The 26,662-nt window shown below is 42.8% G+C and carries 28 protein-coding genes; 26 read left to right on the top strand and 2 right to left on the bottom strand.

Going from position 1 to position 26,662, the window contains the following annotated elements:
* The first annotated feature begins 21 nt into the window (after positions 1-21).
* The 17 genes from fliQ to AUR67_RS18740 all read left to right on the top strand — a co-directional run bounded on the left by fliQ (position 22) and on the right by AUR67_RS18740 (position 16,457).
* A complete protein-coding gene (gene fliQ / locus AUR67_RS18820; RefSeq protein WP_058586388.1) occupies positions 22-291 on the top strand; it encodes a flagellar biosynthesis protein FliQ in 270 nt (89 codons plus the stop codon).
* Positions 292-1,071, top strand: coding sequence for a flagellar biosynthetic protein FliR (gene fliR / locus AUR67_RS18815; RefSeq protein WP_058586387.1), 780 nt, complete (start codon positions 292-294; stop codon positions 1,069-1,071).
* Between the two features lie 9 nt (positions 1,072-1,080).
* Positions 1,081-2,211, top strand: coding sequence for a flagellar biosynthesis protein FlhB (gene flhB, locus AUR67_RS18810; RefSeq protein WP_058586386.1), 1,131 nt, complete (start codon positions 1,081-1,083; stop codon positions 2,209-2,211).
* A 71-nt stretch (positions 2,212-2,282) separates the two neighbouring features.
* Positions 2,283-4,394, top strand: a complete 2,112-nt coding sequence (flhA, locus tag AUR67_RS18805) for a flagellar biosynthesis protein FlhA (protein WP_055020705.1) — start codon at positions 2,283-2,285, stop codon at positions 4,392-4,394.
* A 20-nt stretch (positions 4,395-4,414) separates the two neighbouring features.
* A complete protein-coding gene (gene flhF / locus AUR67_RS18800) occupies positions 4,415-5,908 on the top strand; it encodes a flagellar biosynthesis protein FlhF (protein ID WP_058586385.1) in 1,494 nt (497 codons plus the stop codon).
* A complete protein-coding gene (locus tag AUR67_RS18795) occupies positions 5,901-6,761 on the top strand; it encodes a MinD/ParA family protein (protein ID WP_054553259.1) in 861 nt (286 codons plus the stop codon). The genes flhF and AUR67_RS18795 overlap by 8 nt, the downstream gene beginning before the upstream one ends.
* Before the next feature lie 26 nt (positions 6,762-6,787).
* On the top strand, positions 6,788-7,498 hold the full coding sequence (locus AUR67_RS18790) for an RNA polymerase sigma factor FliA (RefSeq protein ID WP_054562345.1): 711 nt from the start codon (positions 6,788-6,790) through the stop codon (positions 7,496-7,498).
* A 40-nt stretch (positions 7,499-7,538) separates the two neighbouring features.
* Complete coding sequence (cheY, locus tag AUR67_RS18785; RefSeq protein ID WP_016708035.1) at positions 7,539-7,922, top strand: chemotaxis response regulator CheY; 384 nt, start codon at positions 7,539-7,541, stop codon at positions 7,920-7,922.
* A gap of 17 nt (positions 7,923-7,939) precedes the next feature.
* Complete coding sequence (locus AUR67_RS18780) at positions 7,940-8,707, top strand: protein phosphatase CheZ (RefSeq protein ID WP_058586384.1); 768 nt, start codon at positions 7,940-7,942, stop codon at positions 8,705-8,707.
* 15 nt (positions 8,708-8,722) lie between these two features.
* Positions 8,723-11,026, top strand: coding sequence for a chemotaxis protein CheA (locus AUR67_RS18775; protein ID WP_058586383.1), 2,304 nt, complete (start codon positions 8,723-8,725; stop codon positions 11,024-11,026).
* Positions 11,027-11,088: 62 nt separating this feature from the next.
* Positions 11,089-12,252, top strand: coding sequence for a protein-glutamate methylesterase/protein-glutamine glutaminase (locus AUR67_RS18770; RefSeq protein ID WP_058586382.1), 1,164 nt, complete (start codon positions 11,089-11,091; stop codon positions 12,250-12,252).
* A complete protein-coding gene (locus AUR67_RS18765) occupies positions 12,245-13,009 on the top strand; it encodes a flagellar motor protein (protein WP_054562170.1) in 765 nt (254 codons plus the stop codon). The genes AUR67_RS18770 and AUR67_RS18765 overlap by 8 nt, the downstream gene beginning before the upstream one ends.
* Positions 13,010-13,015: 6 nt before the next feature.
* Positions 13,016-13,975 carry a flagellar motor protein MotB gene (locus tag AUR67_RS18760; protein ID WP_058586381.1) on the top strand — a complete coding sequence of 320 codons (960 nt, stop codon included), beginning with the start codon at positions 13,016-13,018 and terminating at the stop codon, positions 13,973-13,975.
* Between the two features lie 11 nt (positions 13,976-13,986).
* Positions 13,987-14,757, top strand: a complete 771-nt coding sequence (locus AUR67_RS18755) for a ParA family protein (RefSeq protein ID WP_054562168.1) — start codon at positions 13,987-13,989, stop codon at positions 14,755-14,757.
* A 2-nt stretch (positions 14,758-14,759) separates the two neighbouring features.
* Entirely contained in the window at positions 14,760-15,518 is a 759-nt protein-coding gene (locus AUR67_RS18750; protein ID WP_058586380.1) for a chemotaxis protein CheW, read from the top strand.
* A 21-nt stretch (positions 15,519-15,539) separates the two neighbouring features.
* Entirely contained in the window at positions 15,540-16,037 is a 498-nt protein-coding gene (locus AUR67_RS18745; RefSeq protein WP_058586379.1) for a chemotaxis protein CheW, read from the top strand.
* A 15-nt stretch (positions 16,038-16,052) separates the two neighbouring features.
* On the top strand, positions 16,053-16,457 hold the full coding sequence (locus AUR67_RS18740; RefSeq protein ID WP_058586378.1) for a DUF2802 domain-containing protein: 405 nt from the start codon (positions 16,053-16,055) through the stop codon (positions 16,455-16,457).
* Positions 16,458-16,487: 30 nt separating this feature from the next.
* Here the strand turns inward: AUR67_RS18740 and AUR67_RS18735 are convergent, their stop codons facing one another.
* Together AUR67_RS18735 and AUR67_RS21425 are read right to left on the bottom strand one after the other, a co-directional pair.
* Positions 16,488-16,796 carry an EscU/YscU/HrcU family type III secretion system export apparatus switch protein gene (locus AUR67_RS18735; RefSeq protein ID WP_058586377.1) on the bottom strand — a complete coding sequence of 103 codons (309 nt, stop codon included), beginning with the start codon at positions 16,794-16,796 and terminating at the stop codon, positions 16,488-16,490.
* A 5-nt stretch (positions 16,797-16,801) separates the two neighbouring features.
* Complete coding sequence (locus tag AUR67_RS21425; protein ID WP_058586376.1) at positions 16,802-19,576, bottom strand: flagellar hook-length control protein FliK; 2,775 nt, start codon at positions 19,574-19,576, stop codon at positions 16,802-16,804.
* Positions 19,577-19,678: 102 nt separating this feature from the next.
* On the opposite strand from AUR67_RS21425, the gene ccmA reads away from it, so the two are divergent.
* The 9 genes from ccmA to ccmI are packed head-to-tail and all read left to right on the top strand — an operon-like array spanning position 19,679 to position 26,653.
* On the top strand, positions 19,679-20,299 hold the full coding sequence (ccmA, locus tag AUR67_RS18725) for a cytochrome c biogenesis heme-transporting ATPase CcmA (RefSeq protein WP_095209716.1): 621 nt from the start codon (positions 19,679-19,681) through the stop codon (positions 20,297-20,299).
* Complete coding sequence (ccmB, locus tag AUR67_RS18720) at positions 20,299-20,985, top strand: heme exporter protein CcmB (RefSeq protein ID WP_058586375.1); 687 nt, start codon at positions 20,299-20,301, stop codon at positions 20,983-20,985. The genes ccmA and ccmB overlap by 1 nt, the downstream gene beginning before the upstream one ends.
* 1 nt (position 20,986) lies before the next feature.
* A complete protein-coding gene (locus AUR67_RS18715) occupies positions 20,987-21,724 on the top strand; it encodes a heme ABC transporter permease (protein ID WP_054553245.1) in 738 nt (245 codons plus the stop codon).
* A gap of 2 nt (positions 21,725-21,726) precedes the next feature.
* Positions 21,727-21,930, top strand: coding sequence for a heme exporter protein CcmD (gene ccmD, locus AUR67_RS18710; RefSeq protein WP_054553244.1), 204 nt, complete (start codon positions 21,727-21,729; stop codon positions 21,928-21,930).
* Entirely contained in the window at positions 21,927-22,406 is a 480-nt protein-coding gene (ccmE, locus tag AUR67_RS18705; protein ID WP_054562161.1) for a cytochrome c maturation protein CcmE, read from the top strand. The genes ccmD and ccmE overlap by 4 nt, the downstream gene beginning before the upstream one ends.
* 1 nt (position 22,407) lies before the next feature.
* Entirely contained in the window at positions 22,408-24,363 is a 1,956-nt protein-coding gene (locus AUR67_RS18700) for a heme lyase CcmF/NrfE family subunit (RefSeq protein ID WP_058586374.1), read from the top strand.
* Positions 24,360-24,929 carry a DsbE family thiol:disulfide interchange protein gene (locus AUR67_RS18695; protein WP_058586373.1) on the top strand — a complete coding sequence of 190 codons (570 nt, stop codon included), beginning with the start codon at positions 24,360-24,362 and terminating at the stop codon, positions 24,927-24,929. Before AUR67_RS18700 ends, AUR67_RS18695 begins: the two co-directional genes overlap by 4 nt.
* Positions 24,929-25,390, top strand: coding sequence for a cytochrome c-type biogenesis protein CcmH (locus AUR67_RS18690; RefSeq protein ID WP_054562158.1), 462 nt, complete (start codon positions 24,929-24,931; stop codon positions 25,388-25,390). Before AUR67_RS18695 ends, AUR67_RS18690 begins: the two co-directional genes overlap by 1 nt.
* Positions 25,391-26,653, top strand: coding sequence for a c-type cytochrome biogenesis protein CcmI (gene ccmI, locus AUR67_RS18685; RefSeq protein WP_058586372.1), 1,263 nt, complete (start codon positions 25,391-25,393; stop codon positions 26,651-26,653).
* Positions 26,654-26,662 lie beyond the last annotated feature (9 nt).

The following is a 26,662-nucleotide window of genomic DNA, read 5'->3' as shown; positions in this document are numbered from 1 at the left end:
TAATTAGGTAGGAGAGACAAAATGGAACCAGAAATTTTTGTCGATATACTCAGTGACGCGCTATTTTTAGTTATAAAGTTAGTGTCTGCAATCGTAGTACCTGGCTTATTAGTCGGTCTTGTAGTGGCTGTTTTCCAAGCGGCAACATCAATCAATGAGCAAACCTTAAGCTTTTTACCTCGTTTGCTAATTACCATAAGCGCACTTATTGTCGGTGGCCATTGGTTCACGCAAGAGCTTATGGACTATTTTACCCGTTTAGTGATGTCTATACCGGAGATAGCAGGCTAAATGGAATTTCCATTTGCGGTCATTATTCAATGGCTCAGCGACTTTTTGCTGCCACTGGTGCGTATTAGCTCAATGATTATGATCATGGCAGGCCTTGGCGCGAGAAACGTACCAACCCGAATCAAGCTAGGTTTAGCGATTGTGGTAACCTTTGTTGCTGTGCCTATGCTGCCTCCTGCGACTTTTAATAACCTATTCTCCTTTGAAATGATTCTCGTGGTCATTCAACAAATGCTTATTGGTGTGGCTATAGGCTTTGCTTCAACCTTACTACTTAATACATTTGTCCTTGCAGGGCAAATACTCGCGATGCAAACAGGTCTTGGTTTTGCGTCCGTTGTTGACCCCTCAAATGGCTTAAACGTTCCCGCAGTTGGTCAGTTTTATTTGATTTTGGCTACCTTACTATTTTTTGTTTTCAATGGTCATTTAATGATGATTCAAATGGTCATTCATAGCTTTGAAGTGCTACCAATTGATGGCAATTGGTGGGCGGTTGATCATTACTGGGATATCGTTACTTGGGGCGGCTGGATGTTTACTACAGCCTTGGTGCTTGCTTTAGCACCCCTGACAGCTATGCTGGTTATTAACATGTCGTTTGGTGTAATGACTCGTGCGGCACCACAGTTAAATATTTTTTCGATTGGTTTTCCGTTTACCTTAGTAGCTGGGCTCGTGATTATTTGGGCAACGCTAGGTAACTTCATGACTCAATTTGAGTTTCAGTGGTTAAAAATGGTTGAGTTAATGTGCAGCCTTGTTGGTTGTACACCTTAGGAGCACGCCATGGCTGAAGATTCTGGTCAAGAAAAAACCGAAGAACCCACCGGGAAGAAAATAGACGACGCCAAGAAAAAGGGCCAGGTAGCTCGCTCGAAAGAGCTAGGCACCATGTTTGTACTTATCTTCTCGGCAGTGTCACTATTACTTTATGGACCTGAAATTGGCAAAGGTCTTTATAATGTGATGGGGCGCTTATTAAGCCTTAATCGTAATGAAACCTACGACACCACTAAAATGTTTTCAGTGTGGGGAATTGTTGCGGATGCGTTGTTATTCCCTATGGCTATGTTTGTGTTGATCATCGTGATAGCCGCTTTTGTTGGAAACACTTTACTGGGGGGCTATAACTTTAGTTGGCAAGCGGCAGCTCCAAAGGCTAGTAAGATGTCGCCGGCTAAAGGTATTAAGCGTATGCTTGGCCCTCAAGCAGGAGTAGAGCTAGTTAAGTCTATTTTAAAATTTGTAGTGGTTGCAGGTTTTGCGGTGTTCTTAATTAATACTTTCTTTGATGAAATACTGCATCTAAGCATTGAAAGCGCGCCCGGAAATTTTATCCATGCACTCGAAATCCTCTCTTGGATGTTCTTAGGTTTAACCTGTACTTTAATACTCATTGCTGCAATTGATGCCCCTTATCAGAGTCATAAGCACCATAAACAGTTAAAAATGACCCTACAAGAGGTGAAAGACGAATACAAAAACTCTGAGGGTGATCCGCAAATAAAAGCGCGTATTCGCCGTACACAGCGTGAAATGTCGCAAAGGCGTATGATGCAAGACGTGCCTGATGCCGATGTGATCGTAACCAACCCGACCCATTATTCTGTAGCACTAAAATACGATACAGCTAAAGCGGGTGCGCCTATTGTTCTTGCCAAAGGCGTGGACGAGCTTGCTATGCAAATTCGTAAAGTGGGCAAGGGTAATGACGTGCCAATTGTTGAATCACCAATGCTTACACGTGCGCTGTATCACACTACCGATGTGGGTAATCAAATACCCGATCAGCTATTCACTGCCGTTGCGCAAGTTCTGGCTTATGTCTTCCAGTTAAAACGCTTCCAAAAAGGGCGCGGTAAACGCCCTGTACCACTTAACAAAAAACTACCAATACCCGATGCTTACAAATATTAGTAAGTAGCTATATAACTTGGAATAGTTATTGCAAATTCCGTGTAGTGTCAATTTTTTGAAATTGTTGAATTATGGAATTTAAAGCGGTATTACAACAACTTAACAGAGATAAAAAAGAGTATGCGAAGGGTATCGGCACGCCGTTAATGGTACTTGCTGCGCTGGGCATGGTGATTTTACCCCTGCCGCCATTTCTTTTAGATATTCTATTTTCGTTTAATATCGCGTTAGCACTTGTGGTGTTACTAGTTACTGTTTACACCATGAAACCACTTGAATTTGGTATGTTCCCTGCGGTTCTACTAATTGCAACCATCATGCGCTTAGCACTGAATGTCGCCAGTACCCGTGTGGTATTGCTAGAAGGTCATAACGGTGGAGATGCGGCCGGTAAAGTTATCGAGGCCTTTGGTTCGGTAGTTATCGGCGGTAACTATGCAGTTGGTTTAGTGGTCTTCCTGATTTTAATCATTATTAACTTTGTGGTTATCACCAAAGGTGCTGGCCGTATTTCTGAAGTATCAGCTCGCTTTACTCTTGATGCAATGCCAGGTAAACAAATGGCGATTGATGCTGATTTAAACGCCGGTTTCATCAGTGCAGAGCAAGCCCGTGAACGTCGTGAAGAAGTCACCCGCGAAGCTGATTTCTATGGTTCAATGGATGGTGCGAGTAAGTTCGTAAAAGGCGATGCGATAGCGGGTATCGTTATTCTAGTGATTAACATCGTTGGTGGTTTATTTGTTGGTATGATCCAACATGATTTATCGTTTAGCCGTGCGATGGAAGTGTATACTTTACTAACCATTGGTGATGGTCTAGTTGCACAGCTACCTTCACTATTACTGTCTATCGGTACCGCAATCGTTGTTACCCGTCAAAATGAATCGCACAATATGGGCGACCAAGTTAAGACTCAGCTGGGTAACGAAAAATCACTTTATATCGCATCAGGTATTTTGATCATCATGGGTATTGTGCCGGGGATGCCGCACATCGCATTTTTAAGCTTAGGTGCATTACTCGGTTACCTTGCTTATTTCACACAGCAACAAAAAGCCAAAGCAGAAGCCGAAAAAGCAGAGCAAGAGGCAAATGGTGGTGCACCAGGTACAGGTGTTGCCAATAAACAAGAACAAAAAGAACTGGGTTGGGATGACGTTCAGCAAGTTGATGTTATTGGCTTAGAAGTGGGGTATCGATTGATTCCACTTGTTGACCAATCTCAAGGTGGTGAACTGTTAAATCGTATTAAAGGTGTGCGTAAAAAACTGTCTCAGGAGCTTGGCTTCTTAGTACCTCCTGTGCACATTCGCGATAACTTAGAGCTCGACCCTAACGCTTACAGAATTACTATGATGGGTGTTTCAAGCGGTGAGGGTGAGCTTAAGCATGGTGATGAGTTAGCGATTAATCCAGGCCAAGTATTTGGTCCAATCAAAGGGGTTGCCACTACAGACCCTGCATTTGGATTAGATGCGGTTTGGATCAAACCTGATCAAAAAGATGAAGCACAATCACTTGGCTATACCGTGGTTGATTCTGCAACTGTGGTTGCAACTCATATCAGCCAGTTACTTACTAACAGTGCTGCTTTACTACTTGGACATGAAGAAGTTCAAAACTTACTAGATATGTTAGCGAAGAGTCATCCACGTCTTGTTGAAGGACTGGTTCCTGACGTATTACCACTTACTACTATCGTAAAAGTGCTACAAAACTTACTCAATGAAGGGGTGGCAATTCGCGATATGCGCTCGATTGTTCAAACCCTTGTTGAGTATGGCCCACGTAGCCAAGACCCTGATGTACTAACGGCTGCTGTGCGAATTTCACTGCGCAGATTGATCGTTCAAGATGCTGTTGGTATGTCTTCTGAGATCCCTGTCATAACCTTGGCGCCTGAGTTGGAACAGATGTTGCATCAGTCACTTCAGAATGCAGGTGACGAAGGTGCCGGAATAGAGCCAAGCCTTGCAGAGCGACTTCAACAATCATTGAATGAAGCTCATCAAAACCAAGAAATGGCCGGTGAACCTTCGATACTTTTAACGTCAGGAATGTTAAGAACTGTGTTATCTCGCTTCGTTAAGTACACCATCCCAGGTTTAAGGGTGATGTCTTACCAAGAGGTACCAGACGAAAGACAGATTAAGATTGTCAGCTCAGTAGGCCAACAATAGGATAGTAAAGGGGTTGAACCATGAAAATTAAACGTTTTTTTGCTAAAGATATGCGCACAGCACTGAAAGAAGTGAAAGATGAGTTAGGTGTTGATGCGGTTATTATGTCGAACAAAAAGCTTGCTAACGGGGTTGAAATCGTTGCAGCTGTTGATTACGACAAAGCAGCCCCGAAAGCCGAAGCTAAACCTGCAGTGGCACAGTCAGCACCTGCACCAGAGCATAACTTTGTTAAGCCTGAGCCAATGCGTGCTAAACCTGAGCCGCAAGCGAAAGTTGCTGATAGCCTACAAGCGTTACTTGAGCGTCAAGCCCCACGCCCTCGTTCGCCAGAGCTTGCGTCAATGTTTAGTCAATCTGGTATTGATACGAGTGAACACTATCAACCAAAAGAGCCAAGCATTGAGCAGCAACAGCAACAGCAACAGCCACAATACAAGCAAGCTCCTCGTTATCAACAGCAAGCAGAACCTCGTGTACAAACTCAAGCACATAGCCTAGGTTTTGATGACGACTTAGATTCTGGTTTTGATGATTTAGATTCACCAGCTGAGCATAAAAACTCAGCACCTGCGAATCAATCAGAAATGACAACCATGCGCGAAGAAATGAATGCCATTCGTCAATTACTTGAACACCAAGTATCTGGCTTAATGCAACAAGATATGGCGCGCCGAGATCCTACTCGTGCATGTATGATTGACCGCTTAGCAGGTATGGGCATTGAACGTGATGTTGCAGAGCAAATGGCTTGTTTTATTCCTGACGACGTATCACGTCAACAAGCGTGGCAAGCACTGCTGCAAATGGTTGAAAACCAAATGCATACAACGAATAACGAAATCCTGCGTCAAGGTGGTGTATTCGCATTAGTGGGTCCAACAGGCGTTGGTAAAACAACCACAGTTGCAAAATTAGCTGCACTGGGTGCTCAAAAATATGGTGCTGATAAAGTGGCGTTGATCACCACTGATACATACAGAATTGGTGCCTACGAACAATTAGCTACTTATGGTCGTATTATTGGCTGTGGTGTTAAGCAGGTAAAAGATGCGAATGAATTAGCTGAAGTGTTATACCATTTACGTAATAAGCGTCTAGTATTAATAGACACAGCGGGTATGAGCCAGCGTGACTTACGTTTAACTGAGCAGTTAAATACCCTAATGCGTAATCAGCGTGTTGATATTCGTAGTTATTTAGTATTAAGTGCTACAGCACAGATAAATGTGTTGCAAGAAACCGTAAGACACTTTAAAAAGGTTCACCTAAGTGGCTGTATCTTCACTAAATTGGATGAATCTTTAAGTTTAGGTGAGATTATTAGCATAGCGATTCAAAATCGCCTGCCAATAGGGTATCTTACTAACGGTCAGCGCGTTCCTGAGGATATTCGCGTAGCGAATGCTGAAAAACTAGTGAAAAAAGCTGAACAATTGTATTTAAAACGAGCAAAAGCACAACATTCAAGACGTCAAGCAGTAGCGTCGAACACAGTAGGGATGTATGATTAACACAGTATTAGATCAAGCAAGCGGCCTGCGCAAAATGAATCAAAATAATAATAGTGGCGTTAAAGTTATCGCTGTTACTGGCGGTAAAGGTGGAGTGGGTAAAACCAACGTTTCACTCAATACCGCAATCGCATTAGGTCAGCAAGGAAATCGTGTATTAGTATTAGATGCCGATTTAGGTTTGGCAAACTGTGACGTAATGCTTGGCCTTCGTGTTGAACGTAATTTATCTCATGTTTTGTCAGGCGAGTGTGAGCTTGACGAAATTCTTGTTGAAGGCCCTGCGGGCATCAAAATTGTACCAGCAACGTCTGGTTCACAAAGCATGGTTGAATTAACCCCATCTGAGCATGCAGGCCTTATTCGCGCTTTTAGCGAGTTAAACACCGAGTTTGATATTTTAATTGTCGATACCGCCGCAGGTATTTCTGACATGGTATTAAGCTTTTCTCGTGCAGCCCAAGACGTTGTTGTGGTTGTATGTGATGAACCTACCTCAATTACCGATGCTTACGCACTTATTAAAGTGCTTAGCCGTGAGCATGGCGTATATAAATTTAAAATTGTTGCCAATATGGTGCGCAGTTTGCGTGAAGGGCAAGAATTATTTGCTAAACTTTCAAAAGTAACGGATCGTTTTTTAGATGTTTCAATGGAGTTGGTAGCAACCATTCCTTATGACGAGAACATGCGTAAATCTACGCGACGTCAAAAGGTGATTGTTGAATTATTCCCGAACTCACCGGCAGCGGTGGCGTTTAAAACATTAGCAACAAAAGCAGTTAAGTGGCCGATCCCTAATCAACCGTCTGGCCATTTAGAATTTTTTATTGAAAAACTAGTAAACGGCTAACTATGACAACATCGGTGAATAAAGCGATGGGATATCAATCAGCACAGAATTTAAATGCGATTGTCGAAAAACATGCCTCTTTAGTCAAAAAAGTGGCGTGCCATCTAATTGCTCGTTTACCTGCCAGTGTGCAACTCGATGATTTAATTCAATCAGGCATGATAGGCTTAATTGAAGCGTCAAAAAACTTTGATGCTAGCAAAGGTGCTAGTTTCGAAACCTTCGCTGGAATTCGTATTCGTGGTGCGATGTTAGACGAAATTCGTAGAGGTGACTGGGCGCCACGCTCAGTTCACCGAAATGCCCGCCTTGTGGCTGAAACCATTTCCGAATTAGAAAGCACCTTAAATCGTGAGCCCAAAGATACTGAAGTCGCTGAAAAACTTGATATTACGCTAGATGAGTACCATCATATTCTACATGATGTGAATTCGAGTAAAGTATTAGGTATTGAAGATTTAGGTGTAGATGAAGACGTCATCACACCAGTAGGTCAGGATTTAGGACTAGACAAACCGTTTAATAACGTTAAAAATGAGCGGTTTAACCAGTCTCTATTAACGGCTATCCAATCGTTACCAGAAAGAGATGCCCTCGTTTTGTCTTTGTACTACAACGACGAAATGAACTTAAAAGAAATAGGACACATACTCGATGTTAGCGAGTCGCGTGTGAGTCAAATACATGGTCAGGCGATGATTAAGCTCAAAGCAAAAATCAATGACTGGATTAATTAGTAGTAAGTAAATAAAGGTTCAAACCTCACCGGAGGATGTTTTGGATAAAAACATGAAAATTCTTGTTGTTGATGATTTTTCTACAATGAGACGTATCATTAAAAATCTATTAAGGGATTTAGGTTTTACCAATGTGCAGGAAGCTGACGACGGTTCAACAGCATTGCCAATGCTACAAAATCAAGAGTTTGATTTTGTTGTAACTGATTGGAACATGCCTGGTATGCAAGGTATTGATTTGTTACGTGCAATTCGTGCTGATGATAGCCTTAAGCATATTCCTGTATTAATGGTGACAGCTGAAGCGAAAAAAGAACAAATTGTTGCTGCTGCTCAAGCAGGTGTTAATGGCTATATCGTTAAACCATTCACTGCTGCGACACTTAAAACCAAATTGGAAAAAGTGTTTGAACGTTTAGGTTAATCTAAGGGGAGAGGCTTATGTCAGCACTTGCTGCGCCTCAAATAAGTTTAGAGCAAGCTCGTCAACTTGTTGAGTATCTTGAAAATGGTGAACAAGAAAAAGCGGATAAGCTAATTCTTGACGCTGCATCAAAAGAACAATCAGAGTTGTTTGCTGAAGTTGGCAAATTGACGCGTCAGCTTCATGAAGCGTTAAAAAACTTTGACCTAGATACTCGTCTCACTGATTTAACTACCGACGCGATCCCAGACGCTAAGCAGCGCTTAAATTATGTTATGGAAATGACAGAAAGCGCCGCAAATAAAACCATGGATGCGGTTGAAGCAAGTTTACCAATAGCTCAACAACTTGCTGATGAAATTGCCGCAATCAAACCTACGTGGGATCGTTTAATGAACCGAGAAATTGAACTCGGTGAATTTAAAGCGTTATGCCATAGCTTAGATAAGTTCATGAATAACTCGCATACCAAAACCGATGAGCTTCAAGGTTTGATGACTAATGTACTGATGGCGCAGGATTATCAGGATTTAACCGGACAAGTTATTCGCCGTGTTATTGAGTTAGTGCGAGAGGTAGAAGACAGTTTAATTAATCTCTTAACTGTGTTTGGCAGTCAAGAAGATGGTCATCAACAACAAGAAAAACAGGCCATAGAAAACGAACCTGCAACAAGTGACACAGTAGCAGGTCCTGAAGGGCCAATTATTGATAAAGAGTCTCGCGATGATGTTGTCTCAGGACAAGATGAAGTCGATGATCTATTATCAAGTCTGGGCTTCTAAGAGGAGAGTAGCTGCATGAGCTTTGAAGTCGATGAAGATATATTACAGGATTTCCTTGTTGAAGCAGGAGAAATCTTAGAGCTTTTGTCAGAGCAATTAGTTGAGCTTGAAAACAATCCAGAAGACAAAGATCTATTAAACGCCATTTTTAGAGGCTTCCATACCGTTAAAGGTGGTGCAGGCTTCTTAAGCATGACAGAGCTTGTTGACGCTTGTCATGGTGCTGAGAATGTTTTCGATTTATTACGCCAAGGTCTGCGCAGTGTTACACCTGAGCTGATGGACGTAATTTTACAAGCACTTGATACTATCAATGAAATGTTCGCAACGATTCAAAATCGCGAACAGCCAGAGCCTGCAGACCCAGCCCTACTAGAAGTCCTTCATAAATTAAGTCAGCCACCGACTGCAGAAGAACTTGCAGGTGAAGATTTATCTGTAGCAGAGGATGTTGCAGTTGCACCTGAAGAACCCGCAGTTGAAGAGCCAGTTGTTGATACGCCTGAAGTCACAGCAGATACAGCAACAGACAATATCGATGAAGATGACCCATTTGCATTTGATATGTTATTTGATGGCGGCGGTCTTGCAGATAGCAGTGCTGAGTCTCAAAATATTGACGAAATCACCGAAGACGAATTTGAAAGCCTATTAGATGAATTGCATGGTAAAGGCCAAGGCCCAGCAGCACCTGCTGCAGATACTGTAAGCAATGACAGTGACGATATTACCGATGATGAATTTGACAGCTTATTAGATGAACTGCATGGCGTTGGTAACTTCGGTGAAGTAAAACAAGATACTCCTGCTCAGCCTGAAGCAGCAAAACCTGCACAGCCGGCTCCTCAAGTGCCTGCAGCAGAACCTGCAAGCAGTGACTCAGACGATGAAATTAGCGATGACGAATTTGAAGCATTGCTTGATGAATTACATGGTAAAGGTACTGCACCTCAGTCTTTAGAAACGGCTCCGTCAGAAAAAGCGCCTGAACCACCAAAAGCAGAACCTGCAAAACCGGCACAACCTGCAGCATCAAAACCGGCACCTGCGCCTAAGCCTGCTGCCGCAGCGCCTAAACCGGCTCCAGCACCAGCAAAAGCACCAGAAAAATCGCCTGCAGCTTCTGCTGCACCGAAAAAAGCGCCACCACCACAGGCAGAAACAACGGTACGTGTTGATACCAAACGCTTGGATGAAATCATGAACATGGTGGGTGAGCTGGTATTGGTCCGAAACCGCTTGGTGAGCCTTGCCAATAACAGCAATAGTGAGTCAATGGGAAAAGCCATCTCTAATCTAGATGTGGTAACCGCAGACTTGCAAGGCGCGGTTATGAAAACCCGCATGCAGCCAATTAAGAAAGTATTTGGCCGTTTCCCACGGGTTGTTCGTGACTTAGCGAGAAGCCTGAAAAAGGATATTAATTTACAGCTAGTTGGTGAAGATACCGATTTAGATAAAAACCTTGTAGAAGCACTTGCTGATCCATTGGTGCACTTAGTCCGTAACTCTGTTGACCATGGTATTGAAATGCCAGATGTGCGTGAAGCCGCAGGTAAACCGCGTACAGGTACTGTCACTCTTTCTGCTTCACAAGAAGGTGATCACATCCTACTAACCATTCGTGATGATGGTGCAGGTATGGATGCTGAAAAACTGAAAAAAATCGCAATAAGCAAAGGGGTGATTGATCACGACCAAGCAAGTCGCTTGTCGGATACCGAAGCATACAATCTTATCTTTGCACCAGGTTTCTCAACCAAAGAAGAAATCTCTGACATTTCAGGCCGTGGTGTAGGCATGGATGTTGTTAAAACTAAAATCACTCAGTTAAATGGCTCAGTTAATATTCAGTCTGAGCTGGGTGTAGGTACTGTACTTGAAATCAAGGTGCCATTAACACTTGCTATCTTACCGACCTTAATGGTTGTTGTAGGTGAGCAAACTTTCGCGTTACCACTTGCTGGTGTTAGCGAAATTTTCCACCTTGATTTAACTAAAACTAACGTAGTTGATGGTCAACTTACAATTATTGTACGTGAAAAAGCGATCCCGCTTTTCTATTTACAGCATTGGTTAGTAAAAGGCGCCAACCGCCATGAGCGTAAAGCAGAAGGTCACGTGGTTATTGTGCAAATAGGCACTAAACAAGTGGGCTTTGTTGTTGACTCGTTAATTGGTCAAGAGGAAGTTGTTATTAAGCCTTTGGATGCCTTATTGCAAGGTACACCAGGTATGGCAGGTGCGACAATTACTTCTGATGGTGGAATTGCACTGATCCTCGACGTACCTAGCATGCTTAAACACTACGTTGGCTAATAATAAATAATAAAGTGTAGCATTTAGCTGCACTTTGAATGATATAAAACAAGAGAGTGCCAATGGCAGTCAAAGTATTAGTTGTTGATGATTCAAGCTTTTTTCGTCGCCGTGTAAGCGAAATTTTAGAGCAAGACAGCAATATTCAAGTGATTGGTTTTGCCGTAAACGGTCGTGAAGCGGTAGATAAAGCCCGTGAATTAAAACCTGATGTAATTACTATGGATGTTGAAATGCCGGTTCTTGATGGCATTAGTGCCGTGAAAGAAATAATGGCAGCAACACCGACTCCTATTTTAATGTTCTCATCACTCACCCGTGATGGTGCAACTGCAACCCTAGATGCACTTGATGCAGGGGCGTTAGATTTTTTACCGAAAAAGTTCGAAGACATTGCGCGCAACAATGAAGATGCAATCGCGCTTTTACAAAATAAAGTAAAAGAAATTGGTCGCCGTCGCCTTTCTCGTTTTTCGCGACCAGCACCCATTTCGCGACCAACTCCAGCTCCTACACCAAAAGACAGTCGAGGTACCAGTACTAGTAGCGGTATTGTTCAGCCTGATCGCAGCTTTAGCCGTCCAGCTCCTGCTAGTTCGCCTGCAGCATCGTCTTCGAATACGAGTAACATTCGAGCTTCGGGCAAACAATATCAGTTAGTTGCTATTGGTACATCAACCGGTGGACCTGTAGCGCTACAAACAATTTTAACTCAGCTGCCAGCTAACTTTCCGCATCCTATTTTGCTTATTCAGCATATGCCCGCTGCGTTTACACCTGCTTTTGCAGCACGCCTTAATGGCTTATGCCGAATCAATGTGAAAGAAGCGCAAAATGGTGACCGTTTAATGCCTGGTACCGCTTATTTAGCGCCTGGTGGTCAACAAATGCTAATAGAAGGACGTGGCGGCTCTCGAACACTGCGTGTGTTTGAAGACGATAGTCCGCGTATTACTTATAAACCGAGTGTCGATGTCACCTTTGCTAGTGCTGCAAAAACCTTTGGTGGTGATGTGCTAGCTGTAGTATTAACGGGCATGGGCGCTGATGGCCGTGATGGTGCGCGTATGCTTAAGCAAGTCGGTGCTACTATTTGGGCGCAAGATGAACAAACCAGTGTGGTGTATGGTATGCCACAAGCTGTTGCAAATGCGGGGCTGGCGAGCGAGAGCTTAGCACTCACGGATGTTGCAACTCGCCTAACGCGTGAGACTGGTTGTGGATAAGCTATCTTTTCTTGGCTTAATTGTCGCGATAAGTGCCATTGCCTTTGGTTATGCATTAGAGGGTGGTGTTGTTTCTGCACTGTTTAATGGTCCTGCGCTTATCATCGTTCTCGGTGGTACGCTTGGGGCTGTGATGCTTCAAACCCCTGCAAGTGTTTTTACTAAAACACTTAAGATCAGTCATTGGGTGTTCTTTCCGCCATATCACGATATTGATGCAGCCATTGAACAAGTTAAGCGTTGGTCACACAAAGCACGCCAAGAAGGTTACTTAGCCCTTGAGTCTGAAGCGCTATCACATTCAGACCCTTATGCGGCAAAGGGCTTGAGTCTACTTGTTGATGGGATTGATGAGCAAAAGCTCAGAGATACCCTTGAAATTGATTTAATGCTTGAACGAGAGCGCTTACTCGAGGTAAGCCGAGTTTACGAAGCCATGGGCGGTTATAGCCCTACAATTGGTATTCTAGGTGCAGTACTCGGTTTGATTCAGGCTATGCAATTTATCACCGATCCTGAAAAACTGGGTGCTGGTGTTGCTACTGCGTTTATCGCTACTATTTACGGTGTCGGTTTAGCTAACTTATTATTCTTGCCAATGGCGAATAAACTTAAGCAGCAAGTTGAGCAAAAAATGCTGTATCATGAACTACTTGCTGAAGGCATTATTGCTATTTCGCAAGGTGAAAGCCCACTTAATATCGAACTAAAACTTGAGGCGTACCGTGTAGAGCGCCCAAGCTTAGTTGACGAGTAATTTATTATGATGCGCCGTCGTCTGCGTCATAACACGTCAAAAAACCAACATACTGAGCGCTGGCTTGTCTCTTATGCCGATTACATGACCATCATGTTTGCTTTTTTTGTGGTCATGTATGCTATCGCGATTAGTAAAAATGAAGACTTTCAAATTCTCTCAGACTCACTGGAGCAGGTGTTCGAAAAATCAGCTCGTCAGCAACAACAGGTTGGCACTGGGGTTAACGGCACAGGCATATTAACTGACAGAGTTAGTCCTGAGAACGACATTCTATACGGTGAGAGCATTCGTAAAGATGAGCAGGGCCCTGAATTACTCGATGGACAAAGCGAAACCAGCAATATTGAGAAAAAGCATCTTGGCAAGCCTCTCGACAGCTTACTTACTAAATTACAGTCTGCACTGATTGATGAAATTCGTGATGGCGAAGCGAGTTTAGAGCTTCACCAAGATTGGCTTATCATCGAATTAAGTTCAGGTATGTTGTTTTCATCGGGCAGTGCTGTTGCACAGCAGCGTGCAAAGCAAGTTGTTGGTTTAGTGAAAGACATTATCGCGCCGGTTGATAATTACATTCGCGTGCGTGGTTATACCGATAATGAAGGTATTCGTAATGAGATGTTTCGCTCAAACTGGGAGCTATCTGTAGCGCGGGCTACATCCGTACTGGTTGAGCTTGAGAGCTTGGGCATTACCCCTGCGCGTATGGCTATTGAAGGCTACGGGCAGTATTCGCCCTTCGCAAGTAATGACACTGAGCAAGGCCGCGCAGAAAACCGCAAAGTGGTTGTTGCATTGTCTAAATATGGTTTACCGCCAAAAGAGCCAGAAAATACTGAACAAGAGTCACAAAACCAACCGCAACAGACGACAGAAATTGAGTTGCCAAGCGATGATAACAGCATTAAAGTGATTCAATTACCACATGGTGGCATTAGGATTACCACGCGCAATGAACAATAATAAGGTGTGATGTGAAAGTTTGGACCGTAGCGAATCAAAAAGGTGGGGTAGGGAAAACAACAACAGCCGTTAGCCTTGCTGGTATTCTCGCTTTACAAGGAAAACGCGTGTTACTTATTGACACCGATCCGCATGCATCATTGACTTATTATTTTGGTATCGATTCAGAAGACTTAGAAGTTAGCGTGTACGATATCTTTGCGCGCGGCAATAACATGGCCAGTGAAGAAATTTTACAGGCTCTATGTCCATCAACACTTGAAAACCTTGATATCTTACCTGCGACGATGGCAATCGCGACGCTTGATAGAAGCATGGGCAATAAAAATGGCATGGGCTTAATACTTAAAAAAGCACTGGCCAAAATTAGCGACCATTATGATTATGCAATTATTGATTGCCCGCCTGTCTTAGGTGTTTTGATGGTTAATGCTCTCGCAGCCAGTGAGCGAATTTTAGTACCAGTACAAACAGAATTTTTGGCCTTAAAAGGGCTTGATCGTATGATGCGTACGATGGAGCTGATGCAAACATCGCAAGCAAAACAGTACCAATATACAATTATTCCTACAATGTACGATAAACGTACTAAAGCATCACTTGAAGCTTATAAGACTCTGCAGGATAATTACAAAGATAAAGTATGGTCAGGTGTGGTTCCTGTCGATACAAAGTTTAGAGATGCTAGTTTAGCACAGCAAGTGCCGATTCAATTTTGCCCGCGTTCGCGAGGCGTTTTTGCCTATCGTGCCCTGCTTGATTACTTAGTTGCACAAGGTTAAAGATGAGTAAGCATTTATTTGCCAATGAAAAAGTGATGACCCAATATTTGGGCGCTTTGTTGTGTGAAGATGAGCCTACAGACCAAAATCTTGAGCCAGTCGCAAAGCTGCTGGAGCAGGTTAATGAGCCTGAAACTAAGACAGAAGAAAAGCTGACAGACGTTCAGCCTACTCCAGAACCTGTTTTACCCCCCCCTGAACCGACTAAAGAGCTTGAGAAAACCGAGAACCAAGCTAATATCAAAGATATAGTCGCAGAACCTAAAGCTGAACTGGTTGCAAAAACCTCGTCTGATCGTCAAGAAGACTATTTTGATGGTGAATTTCAGGCATTATTCTTTGAGGTTGCAGGGTTAACGCTTGCTGTACCGTTAAAAGCATTAGGGGGAATTCATCAACTGGCAGAGGTTAACCAATTATTTGGTAAACCTAAATGGTTTAAAGGTGTAATGCTAAACCGTGAAGAAAAACTAAATGTTGTTGATACTGCACGTTGGGTTATGCCAGAAAAGTATGATGAAAAATTAGAACAATCATTAGATTATCAGTATTTAATCACCTTAGGTGACAGTCAATGGGGATTATTGGCTGAAAAGCTTGTCAATAATATTACGCTTCGTAAAGAAGATGTAAAATGGCGAGCAAAATCAGGTAAGCGGCCTTGGCTTGCAGGTGTTATCAAAGAGAAAATGTGCGCCTTGATTGACGTTGAAAATTTAAATCAATTGCTAGAGCAGGGCTTAGACAGCCGTGAGCAGTAACTATTTTTACGGAGTAATAGCATGAGTGAAGAAAGACTACTGTCAGCAAATAAAAACGCTGATAGCAACGATGAAGTGTTACAGTGGGTAACCTTTAAACTTGAAGAAGAAACGTACGGCATTAACGTAATGCAAGTACAAGAAGTACTTCGCTATACCGAAATTGCTCCTGTACCAGGTGCGCCTTCTTATGTGTTAGGTATTATTAACCTACGTGGTAATGTTGTTACTGTTATCGACACTCGTGCACGTTTTGGCTTAATGGGGGCTGAGGTCACTGATAATTCTCGTATCGTTATCATTGAAGCTGAAAAGCAAGTGATCGGTATTTTAGTCGACAGTGTTGCTGAAGTGGTTTACCTACGCAGCTCTGAAATTGACAGTGCGCCAAATATTGGTACAGAAGAAAGTGCTAAGTTTATCCAAGGTGTATCTAACCGTGATGGTGAGTTATTGATCTTGGTTGATCTTAATAAATTATTAAATGACGAAGAGTGGGACGAGCTAAGCGCACTATAAGCGTTTGGAAATTATATGCTGTTATACTCTTTGTTTGGTGCCTCAATCTTACTTGTATTAGTGTGTTTGGGGCTTATTTTTGTCAATAACAATAAGCAAACGGCGGCGATTCAAGCCAAGCAAAAGCAGCTGCAAGAAGCTCAACAACAGTTGAGTATTTTGCGCAGTGAAGTAGCTGAAATGCGTGCTGGCATGCTGAGTATTGGCAAACGTGTTGTTGCTGTTGAAGAAAAAAGTAAAGAGCTTGAACAGCTACAAGATGCACAAAAATATGATGATCCGAATGCGAAAATTTATTCGCGAGCGGTTAAAATGGTTGAGCTAGGCGCTGATTTAGAAGAAATAATTCGTGAATGCGAATTACCCAGAGCCGAAGCTGAGCTACTCATGTCACTTCATAAACAAAAAGGCGCCCAATAAGGCGCTTTTTTATTTGAGTGCATTTGAGCACTAGGCTTGAATGTTGAGCTTACCTTGAAAGTCTTGCCAACCTGGTGGAAATTTACCCCGCAACACATAAGAAAAAGCAATTAACTCGGCAATGACATAATAGAGCTCTTTCGGGATTTCTTCACCTAACTCAAGATGCGATAAGGTTTGTGCTAAGTCAGCATCTTGGTGTATCAAAATACCCTTTTGCTCAGCAAGTTTGACGATTTCTTCAGCCAATTCACCAAAGCCTTTACTGGTTACTCGTGGCGAGCTACCAGCTTCGTAGAGTAAGCCAATTGCTGACTTATGCATCGCTTGTTCACTCATAAAAATTACACCTTAATGTTAATAATCGCATGGGATTTATAAAAAGCTTGGTGGCTTGACGTTCCTTGTTGCAAGTTTAACTCGCCTACATTCAAGCCATGGCCTGCTAATTTATGACGCAATGTTTCTAAATGCGGATGAGCAAGCGCTGTCACTTCTTGTGAAGACGCAAGCAACTGGCAATCAACTGCTTTATCCATCACCTCTGCGGTAATTTGTAACTTGCCAAGCTGTGCATAATCAAAGTTCAAGCGTACAAACCAGACATTTTTCGCTTCGAGTTTATTTTTACTTGGCTTTTTATACTGTCCTAAGCTGATTTCTGTTTGCCCTGTTTCAGGAGGTAATTTCATCGGCAAGAAAAATTGCGCTAAAGCACTGTTATCTTGTTGCTGATTGATAGGCGTTGTTTGCACCTGAGCCAAAGTGCTTTTTAGTTGTGAGGCTTCAGCCGCCATGGCTTGCATCGCAGGCTGCTGTAGCTGCTCGAGTAATTTATTACCGTTAACGGCTTTAAAGTTGGGCACTAACACTTGCAGTAAGGCATCAAGACCTGTTTGATTATTAAAACTAAGGTTGGTTGGTGCTTGATTAATAATTGGCGCGGCAAGTGAAGCCACTGCTAATTGTTCTAACCCTTGGCTAAAGCTCGCTTGCTGAGTTTGGCTAGGTAATGCTGTTGGCCTGAGGATACTTAAAAGCTCTCGTTCAATCGTAGTAGGATGCATGTTTTGACTCGAGATCATGCGATTAAATGCTTGATTTACGAGTCGATTCAAATCTACCGAAGACGATGTGTTTTGCTCACTCAGAGCTACAAGTTTTTCTGTTAATTGCACCGGTAGAGGTGTACTTGCTAAAGGCTTACTTTCAGGGAGGGGTAATAGCTTAGTAATCAGTGCCGCCTCAATCGGTCTTATCGGCAACAATGGCTGACTCAAGTTGGGTTCTTTCAAAGCTAAGTAGGGGGCGTGTAATTGAGTTTGCTGCTGAGCAACTTTTTGTAATCCTGCGGTTTGCTCAGCTGGTGCTCTAGTTGCTAGATTATTTTGTTTTAATTGCTCGTTAGGCGCTGCCGCTACAAGGTTTTTAACTACTGTTTTTACAGCTTGTTGTTGAGAAGGGGCAGGCGCCCCTTTTAAATCTGGCTTTACATTTTGCGCAGTAGAATTTGGATCTGTGCTTAATGTCGCTTGTTTAGTTTGTGTAACCTGCTCACTCGGGTTTTTAACTACTGAATTAGCAAGGTTACTTTTAGCTTGGGCGAGCTGCTCTGTGGCTGGTTTGTCAGATTTCATGGCAGTAACCGCGCCGCTAACTGCTTTGTTGTCTACAGGTGCTTGTTGCAAAGCCGTATCTTTATTCAAAGCAGGAGTTTGCGCTTTACTATTGATTGCAATTTGAGTGGCAGGGCGCTGCGCGCTAACAAGCGGCTCTAAACTGACTTTTATCCGTTGCAGTAACTGTATTAATGGTGGAGCCTTGTTATAACTCACGGGTAAGCTAACTTGCTTTGTAGACTGACTTTCGGTTAATGGCTCTGTCTGTTTAGTCGCAGGTAATGGCGTATTAGCTGTAACTGGCCCACTGGTTTTTTGCGATGCTTGGGGGACGGCGTGTTGTGGCGCGCTTTGTTGAATAGTGGCAAACTTTACTATATTGATTTTATTAGCATTAAAGCCCAGTTGGCTAATCGTGTTTTTGCTTTCAATCAGCGGATGCGTTGACTGGTTAACAGCCGCTTTGGTGGTAGCAGGGAGCTTTTCAAAATAGCGCACTGCATCACTAATACGCGTTTTTAAATCAGCAAAACTGTCTTTTAGCCAAGAGCTAATGGGGGAATTTGAGCTGCTCGATGGCGCTATCAACGTACTCTTAGGTTCAACAGCTTGGCTTTTTAATGCTTGATTGAATGTCTCTGATAGCGAGTTCTTTAACAGTATTTGTTGCACAGGTGCTTTATTTATAAGTTCAATAGTATTTTTAACTTGCTGGGGGATTAGTTTTAATGCATGAGGATGGAATTGCCACTGGGCTTGAATTTGCTTAGCTTGTTTTGGCGATATTGTAGGTAGCGGTAAAGTTAATTCACTATTTTGCTTGTTTGCAACGCTTAACTGTACTTGTTGCCCAGCTAATTTTAAATTCATTTCAGGGGTTAGCTTAGCCACCAACTCGGCTACTTTTTGTTGGCTAACACTTTGCTGATGGAGTGAATCCCTAAAGCGATTAATAATGTTTAAATTAAAGCTATTTTGTTGGTTGGTAGCAGGCAGCAAAATGGCTTTAAGCGGTGTTTCAGCTTTTAAAAGAGCAACCAGGCTATTGTTAAGAGCAAACTCAGCTTTTAATGCTGGTAGTTGTAGTAAAGGTTTACTTGGCGCAATCTGAGCTGGGTGCGGCATATTTGTATTTGCGCTCCCTTGCGTTAGCAAGTTCAGTAGTGCTTGTAATTGCTGGCTTTTGCCAAGTGTAATGGTCAGCGGTGCTGGTGTGATAGTCAGCTGTTTACCATCACTACTTAATTGAATATTGGCCGATAAAAAGCGCTCAGTTTTGAGGTTTTCTTGCTCTGTTGATAAGCGCAGTGTTTGCCATGAGTTATTGATTAGCACGTCCATTTGCACGCTTTGCTTACCAATCACGATATTACGGGCAGTTAGGCTCTGCTCAGCCAGCATTTTTAAGGCATCATTAGGTGATTGCTGTGATGCACTGCTGATTGCTTTTGGGTCTAGATTGAGCTGAGTGCTGAGAGTCAACTGGCTTTGTTTATTCATTATTTTAGATCAAATATAAGTTAATCGTTTTAAAGCAATATTCGTATTACCCTATCATTATGGTAGACTAACGCCTAATTTTGGGTATAGAGAATCGTCATCTTGTTACACATTAAGGCCGTCACCTGCATCAAGCAAGATCGTTGTTTGTTTGCGGATCTTAATTTCAGCTTGAAATCGGGACAAATTATGCAGTTAGCTGGTCCGAATGGGGCTGGCAAAACATCATTATTGCGTATTATCGCGGGTTTCGCTATGGCGGATGAAGGCGATGTTTTGTTCCAAGAGCGCTCGATTACAAAATACTATGATGAATATGCACAAGAGTTATTATTCATCGGCCATAAAACAGGGGTAAACACACAACTTACTGCCCTTGAGAATGTCGCATTTTGGCTAAAAATTAATGGCTACGATAGTAAACAAGACTTGTATCCGATCCTAGCTAAAATTGGCTTAGTGGGTCTTGAAGATGTGCCTGTTCGTATGTTGTCAGCAGGGCAACAGCGCCGTGTCGCTTTAGTAAGGCTGTGGTTAAATAGTGCCAAACTATGGATCCTTGATGAGCCATTTACGGCCCTTGATAAAAGCGGCGTTGCATTTTTACAAGAACGCTTTGTTGAGCACCTAAATGCTGGTGGCGCGATTCTTTTAACTACCCACCAAGATTTAACGACACATTTTAGTGACCTACAAACAGTGACTTTGGAGTATCGCCACTGATGGTAAAACAGCATTCGTATTGGCAATTATTCTCTGCGGTTTTTTCTAAAGATCTTAAATTAGCGTTTCGTCAGCGTGCTGAAATCGTTAACCCTATCTTGTTTTTTCTTATTGTTATTACACTTTTTCCGTTAGCAATTGGCCCTGAACCCGGTCTACTTGCTCGTATGGCGCCAGGCGTTATTTGGGTCGCTGCGTTACTCTCGACCATGTTGGGCTTAGATAAGCTATTTCGTGATGATTATCACGATGGAACATTAGAGCAATTAATTGCTTCATCATACCCATTACCGTTAACTGTCCTTGCAAAAGTGGCAGCGCATTGGGTGATCACGGGGTTGCCTTTAGTGTTAATGACTCCGGTATTTGCTTTGTTATTGAATTTAGAAAGTTCAGCGCTTTTAGCAACCGTTCTGACCTTATTGTTAGGTACGCCATTGCTTAGCTTCATTGGCGCAATTGGCGCTGGACTTACTGTGGGACTACAAAAAGGCGGTATTTTAATGAGCTTGCTTGTTTTGCCTTTGTATATACCTGTACTAATTTTTGCAACCTCGGCTATTGATACAAGCTCTATGGAGCTTGCCTATAGCGGACAGCTTGCAATCCTTGGTGCCATGCTAATCGTAGCGATTATAGCGGCGCCAATTGCCATATCGTCAGCATTGAAAGTGAGTGTAAGTTAATATGTGGAAGTGGTTACATCCCTACGCAAAAGCAGATCGTGCTTACCAATTGTGTAACACCTTACTGCCTTATTTCGCCGTCGTTACGGTGGTTTGTATGATTGTTGGATGGGTCTGGGGGCTTGCTTATGCCCCAGCCGATTACCAACAAAAAGACAGCTACCGAATTATTTTTATCCATGTGCCTTCAGCTATTTTATCTATGGGCGCTTACTCTTCTATGGCGATTGCAGCAGTGATCGCACTAGTATGGCAATTACGTAATGCAGAACTTGCAGTGATTGCAATTGCACCTGTCGGGGCATGTGTGACAGCGATAGCATTAATTACCGGTGCAGCATGGGGTAAACCTATGTGGGGAGCATGGTGGGTGTGGGACGCACGTCTTACCTCTGAGTTAATTCTGTTATTTTTATACCTTGGTGTGTTATCGCTTTATCATGCTTTTGAAGATAAAAAAGCAGCGGGGCGTGCTGCTTGTATCTTAGCCATTGTTGGGGTTATCAACTTACCGATTATTCACTTCTCGGTGGAGTGGTGGAATACCTTGCATCAAGGTGCAACCATTACAAAGTTTGATACTAAAGCTATTGATCCAAGCATGTTTTGGCCATTAATGGTTAACATTGTTGCGTTTGCAGGTTTTGTTGGTGTGGTGACGTTAATCCGTCTTAAAAACGAAATTCTCCAACGTGAAAAGCATCGCCCTTGGGTGCGTGATATGGTTGAGCGAGGTTAATCATGCAGTTTGATTCTTTTGCAGATTTTATTGCCATGGGTGGCTATGGCTTTTATGTATGGTTGTCTTTTGGTAGCTGTGCATTAATTTTACTCGGTATTTTATTTAGTTCGTTAAACGATACAAAACGTATTTTCTCTTCAGTAAAGCAGCAAGCACAACGTGAAGAGCGCATTAAGAAAGCGAAGCAAGAGGCAGGGCAATGAATCCAAGACGTAAAAAACGTTTATTAGCTGTTGTAGCCATTATTTTTGGTGTGGGTGCAACGATTGGTTTAGTGCTGTACGCACTGCAAGAAAACATCAATTTATTTTATACCCCAAGTGAACTTGTTGAGGGTAAAGGACCAAACAAAGAAAAACCGCATATTGGTCAGAAGCTACGTATTGGTGGCATGGTTGTACCTGGCTCAGTTGTTCGTGACGAATCAAGCTTAAAGGTAAGCTTTAAACTGATCGATAAAGGCCCTATGGTGACAATTAATTATCAAGGGATTTTGCCGGATTTATTCCGTGAAGGGCAAGGGATTGTGGCGCAGGGGGTGCTAGTTAAAGCCAATGAAATTGATGCCTTTGAAGTACTTGCAAAGCATGATGAAGAGTACATGCCTGCAGAAGTTGCTGAAGCTGTGAAGGGTATCAAGCACGAAAAACCGACGTATAACTTAGATAACGGCAATTAATATGATCCCAGAACTCGGTTATTTTTCTTTAACACTGGCCATGGTGCTCAGTGTTCTATTGTGTATTTTTCCTTTGTGGGGCGCGCATACCGGCAATTTACGTTTAATGCGTGCAGCCCCATCACTGGCAATTGGACAATTCGTATTTGTACTTTTGTCTTTTGCTGCACTTGTTTATGCCAGTTTAACCGACGACTTTACTGTTTCGTATGTTGCTTATCACTCAAGTAGCACCTTACCTTGGTACTACAAAATAACCTCGACATGGGGTGGCCATGAAGGAGCAATTTTACTCTGGTTAGTAATGCAAGCGGGTTGGACTGGCGTTGTTGCTATGCGTTCGCAATCATTACCTTGGGTATTACGTGCTCGTGTACTTGGTGTACTAGGCTTTTTAGGTGTTGGCTTTATGCTTTACACCTTGTTAATGTCGAGCCCATTTGAGCGCTTATTGCCTTATTTCCCTGTTGAAGGTCGCGATTTAAATCCGTTATTGCAAGACCCTGGTATGATTATTCACCCGCCATTGCTTTACATGGGCTATGTGGGTTTATCTGTGTCGTTCTCATTTGCGATTGCAGCGTTACTTACAGGTAAGCTTGATAATACTTGGGCTAAGTGGTCTCGTCCTTGGACTATGACAGCATGGGGCTTTTTAACACTCGGTATTACCATTGGTAGTTGGTGGGCATACTCAGAACTTGGCTGGGGTGGCTGGTGGTTCTGGGATCCAGTTGAAAACGCATCATTAATGCCATGGCTTGTGGCAACCGCATTGCTGCACTCATTATCAACCACCGAAAAGCGTGGTGTATTTAAGTCGTGGACCGTATTGTTGGCTATTGCAGCATTCTCGTTAAGCTTACTGGGTACCTTTATTGTTCGCTCGGGTATCATTGTATCTGTGCATGCTTTTGCCTCAGATCCTAACCGTGGTATGTTTATTTTAGCTTTCTTAGCCATTGTAGTTGGTGGTGGTTTGTCGCTCTACGCATTACGTGTTTCGCAGGTGAAAAGTGAAGGCCGTTATAAGTTTGCCTCACGTGAAGTTGCGCTTTGGCTAAATAATATTTTCTTAGTTGTGGCAACACTGATTGTATTGCTAGGTACATTACTGCCAATGATCCACAAAGAACTTGGCTTAGGTAGCATTTCGATTGGTGAGCCGTTCTTCAATAAGATGTTTGCTATTTTACTGATACCGTTTGCCATTTTAATGGGTATGGGTCCGCTGTTACGCTGGAAACAAAACAAGTGGTCGATGTTGCAAAACAAGTTTGCACTATCGGCTGTAGTTAGCCTAGTTGCAACGGCAGCGTGGTTATATTCAAGCTATGACGTAATTGCGCCAATTACCTTTATTGCAACTACGCTAGCGGTATGGATTGTTGTTACTACAGTTGTTGATTTAGCAGCAAAAGTAACTATTCACAAAACCTTAGGCGAAGGCTTTAAACGTTTAGGGCTAAGCTATTGGGCGATGGTTTTAGGTCACGTTGGTTTAGCGTTCGTGATTGCAGGTGTAACGTTAACCTCTGCTTATTCAGTAGAGCGTGATGTATCAATGAAGCCGGGTGATACTGTGGCTTTAAATGAATACCAGTACCGCTTTGATGGTGTTAAGTCTATCCGCGGCGCAAACTATAGTGGCCATGCTGGGGTTGTCACTGTGCTGAAAAACGATAAACAAGTAACCGTTTTACATGCTGAAAAGCGCCGTTATGACATTGGCATGCAATTTATGACAGAAGCGGCTGTTGATGCAGGCTTCACACGTGACTTATACCTAGCGCTAGGTGAGCAATTAAGCCAAGGAGCGTGGTCATTACGTATTTACCATAAACCTTATGTTCGTTGGATGTGGCTCGGTGGTATCTTGATTTCACTGGCAGGCTTTTTAGTACTTGGTGATAAACGCTACCGCCAAAAATCGACTAAGCAGGAGGCTTCAGCATGAACCGTAAACTACTCGCACTAGCACCTTTACTGGTTTTCGTATTACTGTGTGTATTTTTATATCAAGGTTTGTTTGCTAACCCACGTGAGCTGCAAACAGGGCGTATTGGGCAGGGTATGCCAGCCTTTAACCTGCCAGATTTGATGGATGAGTCAAAGCGTTGGACAGATAGTGATTTAAAAGGTGAAGTTTACTTACTTAATGTGTGGGGCACATGGTGCCCGACCTGTTTAGCTGAGTTAGGCTATTTAACCGAGCTTAGAGAGCAGGGCGTTAAGATTGTTGGCTTATACTACGAGCAAGGCTACGACCCTGACTTTGATGGCCAGTTTGATATTAACGCACTACGCGAAGACGTCACTAGCATGCTTAATCGTGCTGGCGACCCATATCAATTTAATATCTTAGATTTAAAACGTACATTAGCCCTTGATTTAGGTGTGTCTGGCGCGCCAGAGACTTTCTTAGTCGATAAACAAGGCACTATTTTGCTGCACCATACCGGCGATATTAATCCGCGTGTGTGGCGAGCCAAATTCGCACCGTTAATGCAGGAGTTACAGTAATGAGACTCGTGATTTTTTTAGCAAGTTTGCTTATCACGTTTAGCGCATTTGCAGAGCAAGACAAGTATCAATTTGATGATAAAGAGCAAGCTGTTCGCTTTAGTGAACTTACCAAAGAGCTGCGTTGCCCTAAATGTCAAAACCAGAACATTGCTGACTCAGACGCCGTTGTAGCCAAAGACTTACGTGACAAAGTGTTAACGCTGGTAAAAGATGGCAAAAGCAAAGATGAAGTCATCGATTATATGATTGACCGTTACGGTTACTTCGTACATTACGATCCACCAGTAACACCAGCAACCTTAGTGTTATGGGTATTGCCAGTATTAATTGTGGTACTTGGCTTTGGCTTTATTGTTTTACGCCAACGTAAGGCATCTGTAAAACAAACATGGACAGAGCAAGACGAGGCACTGCTTGCAAAGTTAATTGAACAAAATCAACGTCAGGAGCAAAGCTAGATGGCATTAATGTGGGCTTCTTTTGTTTTACTCACACTGGTTGCATTGCTATTTGTTGTCGTTCCGTTTTTTAAACGCGAACGTATTCAACGCCTTGATCACAATGCAAACTCGGAGTTAATCCGAATTTATCATCAACGTTTAGACGAGCTTAAAGCTGACTTAGATAACCAGCGTATTGATGCACAAATGCACGAAGAGTCAGTTATCGAACAAAAGCGTCGTTTGCTCAATGAATTGTCTCCGGAAAAAGCGCTAAATAGTAAAGGTAACAACCGTATTTTTGCACTTACTGGCGCAGGCTTTTTAATTGTTTTAACGGCTATCTTTTACGGTTACACGGGTAGTCAGCAGCAAATTAAAGGCTGGCATGACGCGATGGCAAACCTTAAGTCGTATGGTGAACGTGCCGTAATGCAAGATGGTGAGCCATTAACACCGAATGAGCTGCAAGCATTTGCCTTAGCATTGCGTACCAAGCTTGATCAAAGTGGTGATGATGAAGTGGCGTGGATGCTGCTAGGTCGTGTTGCTATGTCATTAAATGAATTTGATATGGCAATGCAGTCTTTTGATAAAGTGCTAAAAATGAATCCAGATAACAAGCAAGTGCTGATCAGCTACTCGCAAGTCCTGCTAATGGAAGGCAGTGATGCGAATATGTCTCGTGCAGCGACTATGTTATCGCGAGTGTTAAAAGCAGAGCCGACCAATATTGATGCTATCTCATTGCTAGCCCTGATTGCTTATGAGCGTAAAGATTGGCTGCAAGCAAAAACGGCGTTTGAAGTACTGCTTGCAAGTATGGAGCAAAACGACCCGCGTTATAGCATGATTGCAGAGCGAATTGCTGAAATTGATGCCCATTTAAATAATGAGCAGCAAGTTACAAATACAAAACTCGCAGAAGCTTCAAACAGTGAAATTAGCATCACGGTTGATTTAGACTCAGCACTTGCAGATTCGCAGCCACAAAACGGTACGTTATTTGTTTTTGCAAAAGCAGCCAGTGGTCCACAAATGCCATTAGCTGTGGTAAAAATGACCGAATATAGCTTTCCGCTAACCGTGACGTTGAGTGATAGCAATGCCATGGTAGAAGGCTTGAACCTATCAAGTGTCGATAAAATTATTTTAACTGCGCGTTTATCAAAAGATGCAACTGTGGTAACTTCTAGCGGCGAGTTGGAAGGCAAGTCGGATGTTTTAGAGCGTGCAAATGTGAAAGAATATTCGTTGCTAATTAATGAGTTAATACCTTAAGGATAGCCG

The organism is Pseudoalteromonas sp. XI10 (assembly GCF_001469895.1).
Lineage (GTDB): Bacteria > Pseudomonadota > Gammaproteobacteria > Enterobacterales > Alteromonadaceae > Pseudoalteromonas.
This window is presented reverse-complemented; position numbering and strand designations above follow the sequence as displayed.

Excerpts from the sequence above, each read along its gene's own strand:
- fliQ (WP_058586388.1), top strand. The coding sequence starts at position 22 with ATGGAACCAGAAATTTTTGTCGATATACTCAGTGACGCGCTATTTTTA.
- fliR (WP_058586387.1), top strand. The coding sequence starts at position 292 with ATGGAATTTCCATTTGCGGTCATTATTCAATGGCTCAGCGACTTTTTG.
- flhB (WP_058586386.1), top strand. The coding sequence starts at position 1,081 with ATGGCTGAAGATTCTGGTCAAGAAAAAACCGAAGAACCCACCGGGAAG.
- flhA (WP_055020705.1), top strand. The coding sequence starts at position 2,283 with ATGGAATTTAAAGCGGTATTACAACAACTTAACAGAGATAAAAAAGAG.
- flhF (WP_058586385.1), top strand. The coding sequence starts at position 4,415 with ATGAAAATTAAACGTTTTTTTGCTAAAGATATGCGCACAGCACTGAAA.
- AUR67_RS18795 (WP_054553259.1), top strand. The coding sequence starts at position 5,901 with ATGATTAACACAGTATTAGATCAAGCAAGCGGCCTGCGCAAAATGAAT.
- AUR67_RS18790 (WP_054562345.1), top strand. The coding sequence starts at position 6,788 with ATGGGATATCAATCAGCACAGAATTTAAATGCGATTGTCGAAAAACAT.
- AUR67_RS18780 (WP_058586384.1), top strand. The coding sequence starts at position 7,940 with ATGTCAGCACTTGCTGCGCCTCAAATAAGTTTAGAGCAAGCTCGTCAA.
- AUR67_RS18775 (WP_058586383.1), top strand. The coding sequence starts at position 8,723 with ATGAGCTTTGAAGTCGATGAAGATATATTACAGGATTTCCTTGTTGAA.
- AUR67_RS18770 (WP_058586382.1), top strand. The coding sequence starts at position 11,089 with ATGGCAGTCAAAGTATTAGTTGTTGATGATTCAAGCTTTTTTCGTCGC.
- AUR67_RS18760 (WP_058586381.1), top strand. The coding sequence starts at position 13,016 with ATGATGCGCCGTCGTCTGCGTCATAACACGTCAAAAAACCAACATACT.
- AUR67_RS18750 (WP_058586380.1), top strand. The coding sequence starts at position 14,760 with ATGAGTAAGCATTTATTTGCCAATGAAAAAGTGATGACCCAATATTTG.
- AUR67_RS18745 (WP_058586379.1), top strand. The coding sequence starts at position 15,540 with ATGAGTGAAGAAAGACTACTGTCAGCAAATAAAAACGCTGATAGCAAC.
- AUR67_RS18740 (WP_058586378.1), top strand. The coding sequence starts at position 16,053 with ATGCTGTTATACTCTTTGTTTGGTGCCTCAATCTTACTTGTATTAGTG.
- AUR67_RS18735 (WP_058586377.1), bottom strand. The coding sequence starts at position 16,796 with ATGAGTGAACAAGCGATGCATAAGTCAGCAATTGGCTTACTCTACGAA.
- AUR67_RS21425 (WP_058586376.1), bottom strand. The coding sequence starts at position 19,576 with ATGAATAAACAAAGCCAGTTGACTCTCAGCACTCAGCTCAATCTAGAC.
- ccmB (WP_058586375.1), top strand. The coding sequence starts at position 20,299 with ATGGTAAAACAGCATTCGTATTGGCAATTATTCTCTGCGGTTTTTTCT.
- AUR67_RS18715 (WP_054553245.1), top strand. The coding sequence starts at position 20,987 with ATGTGGAAGTGGTTACATCCCTACGCAAAAGCAGATCGTGCTTACCAA.
- ccmD (WP_054553244.1), top strand. The coding sequence starts at position 21,727 with ATGCAGTTTGATTCTTTTGCAGATTTTATTGCCATGGGTGGCTATGGC.
- ccmE (WP_054562161.1), top strand. The coding sequence starts at position 21,927 with ATGAATCCAAGACGTAAAAAACGTTTATTAGCTGTTGTAGCCATTATT.
- AUR67_RS18700 (WP_058586374.1), top strand. The coding sequence starts at position 22,408 with ATGATCCCAGAACTCGGTTATTTTTCTTTAACACTGGCCATGGTGCTC.
- AUR67_RS18695 (WP_058586373.1), top strand. The coding sequence starts at position 24,360 with ATGAACCGTAAACTACTCGCACTAGCACCTTTACTGGTTTTCGTATTA.
- AUR67_RS18690 (WP_054562158.1), top strand. The coding sequence starts at position 24,929 with ATGAGACTCGTGATTTTTTTAGCAAGTTTGCTTATCACGTTTAGCGCA.
- ccmI (WP_058586372.1), top strand. The coding sequence starts at position 25,391 with ATGGCATTAATGTGGGCTTCTTTTGTTTTACTCACACTGGTTGCATTG.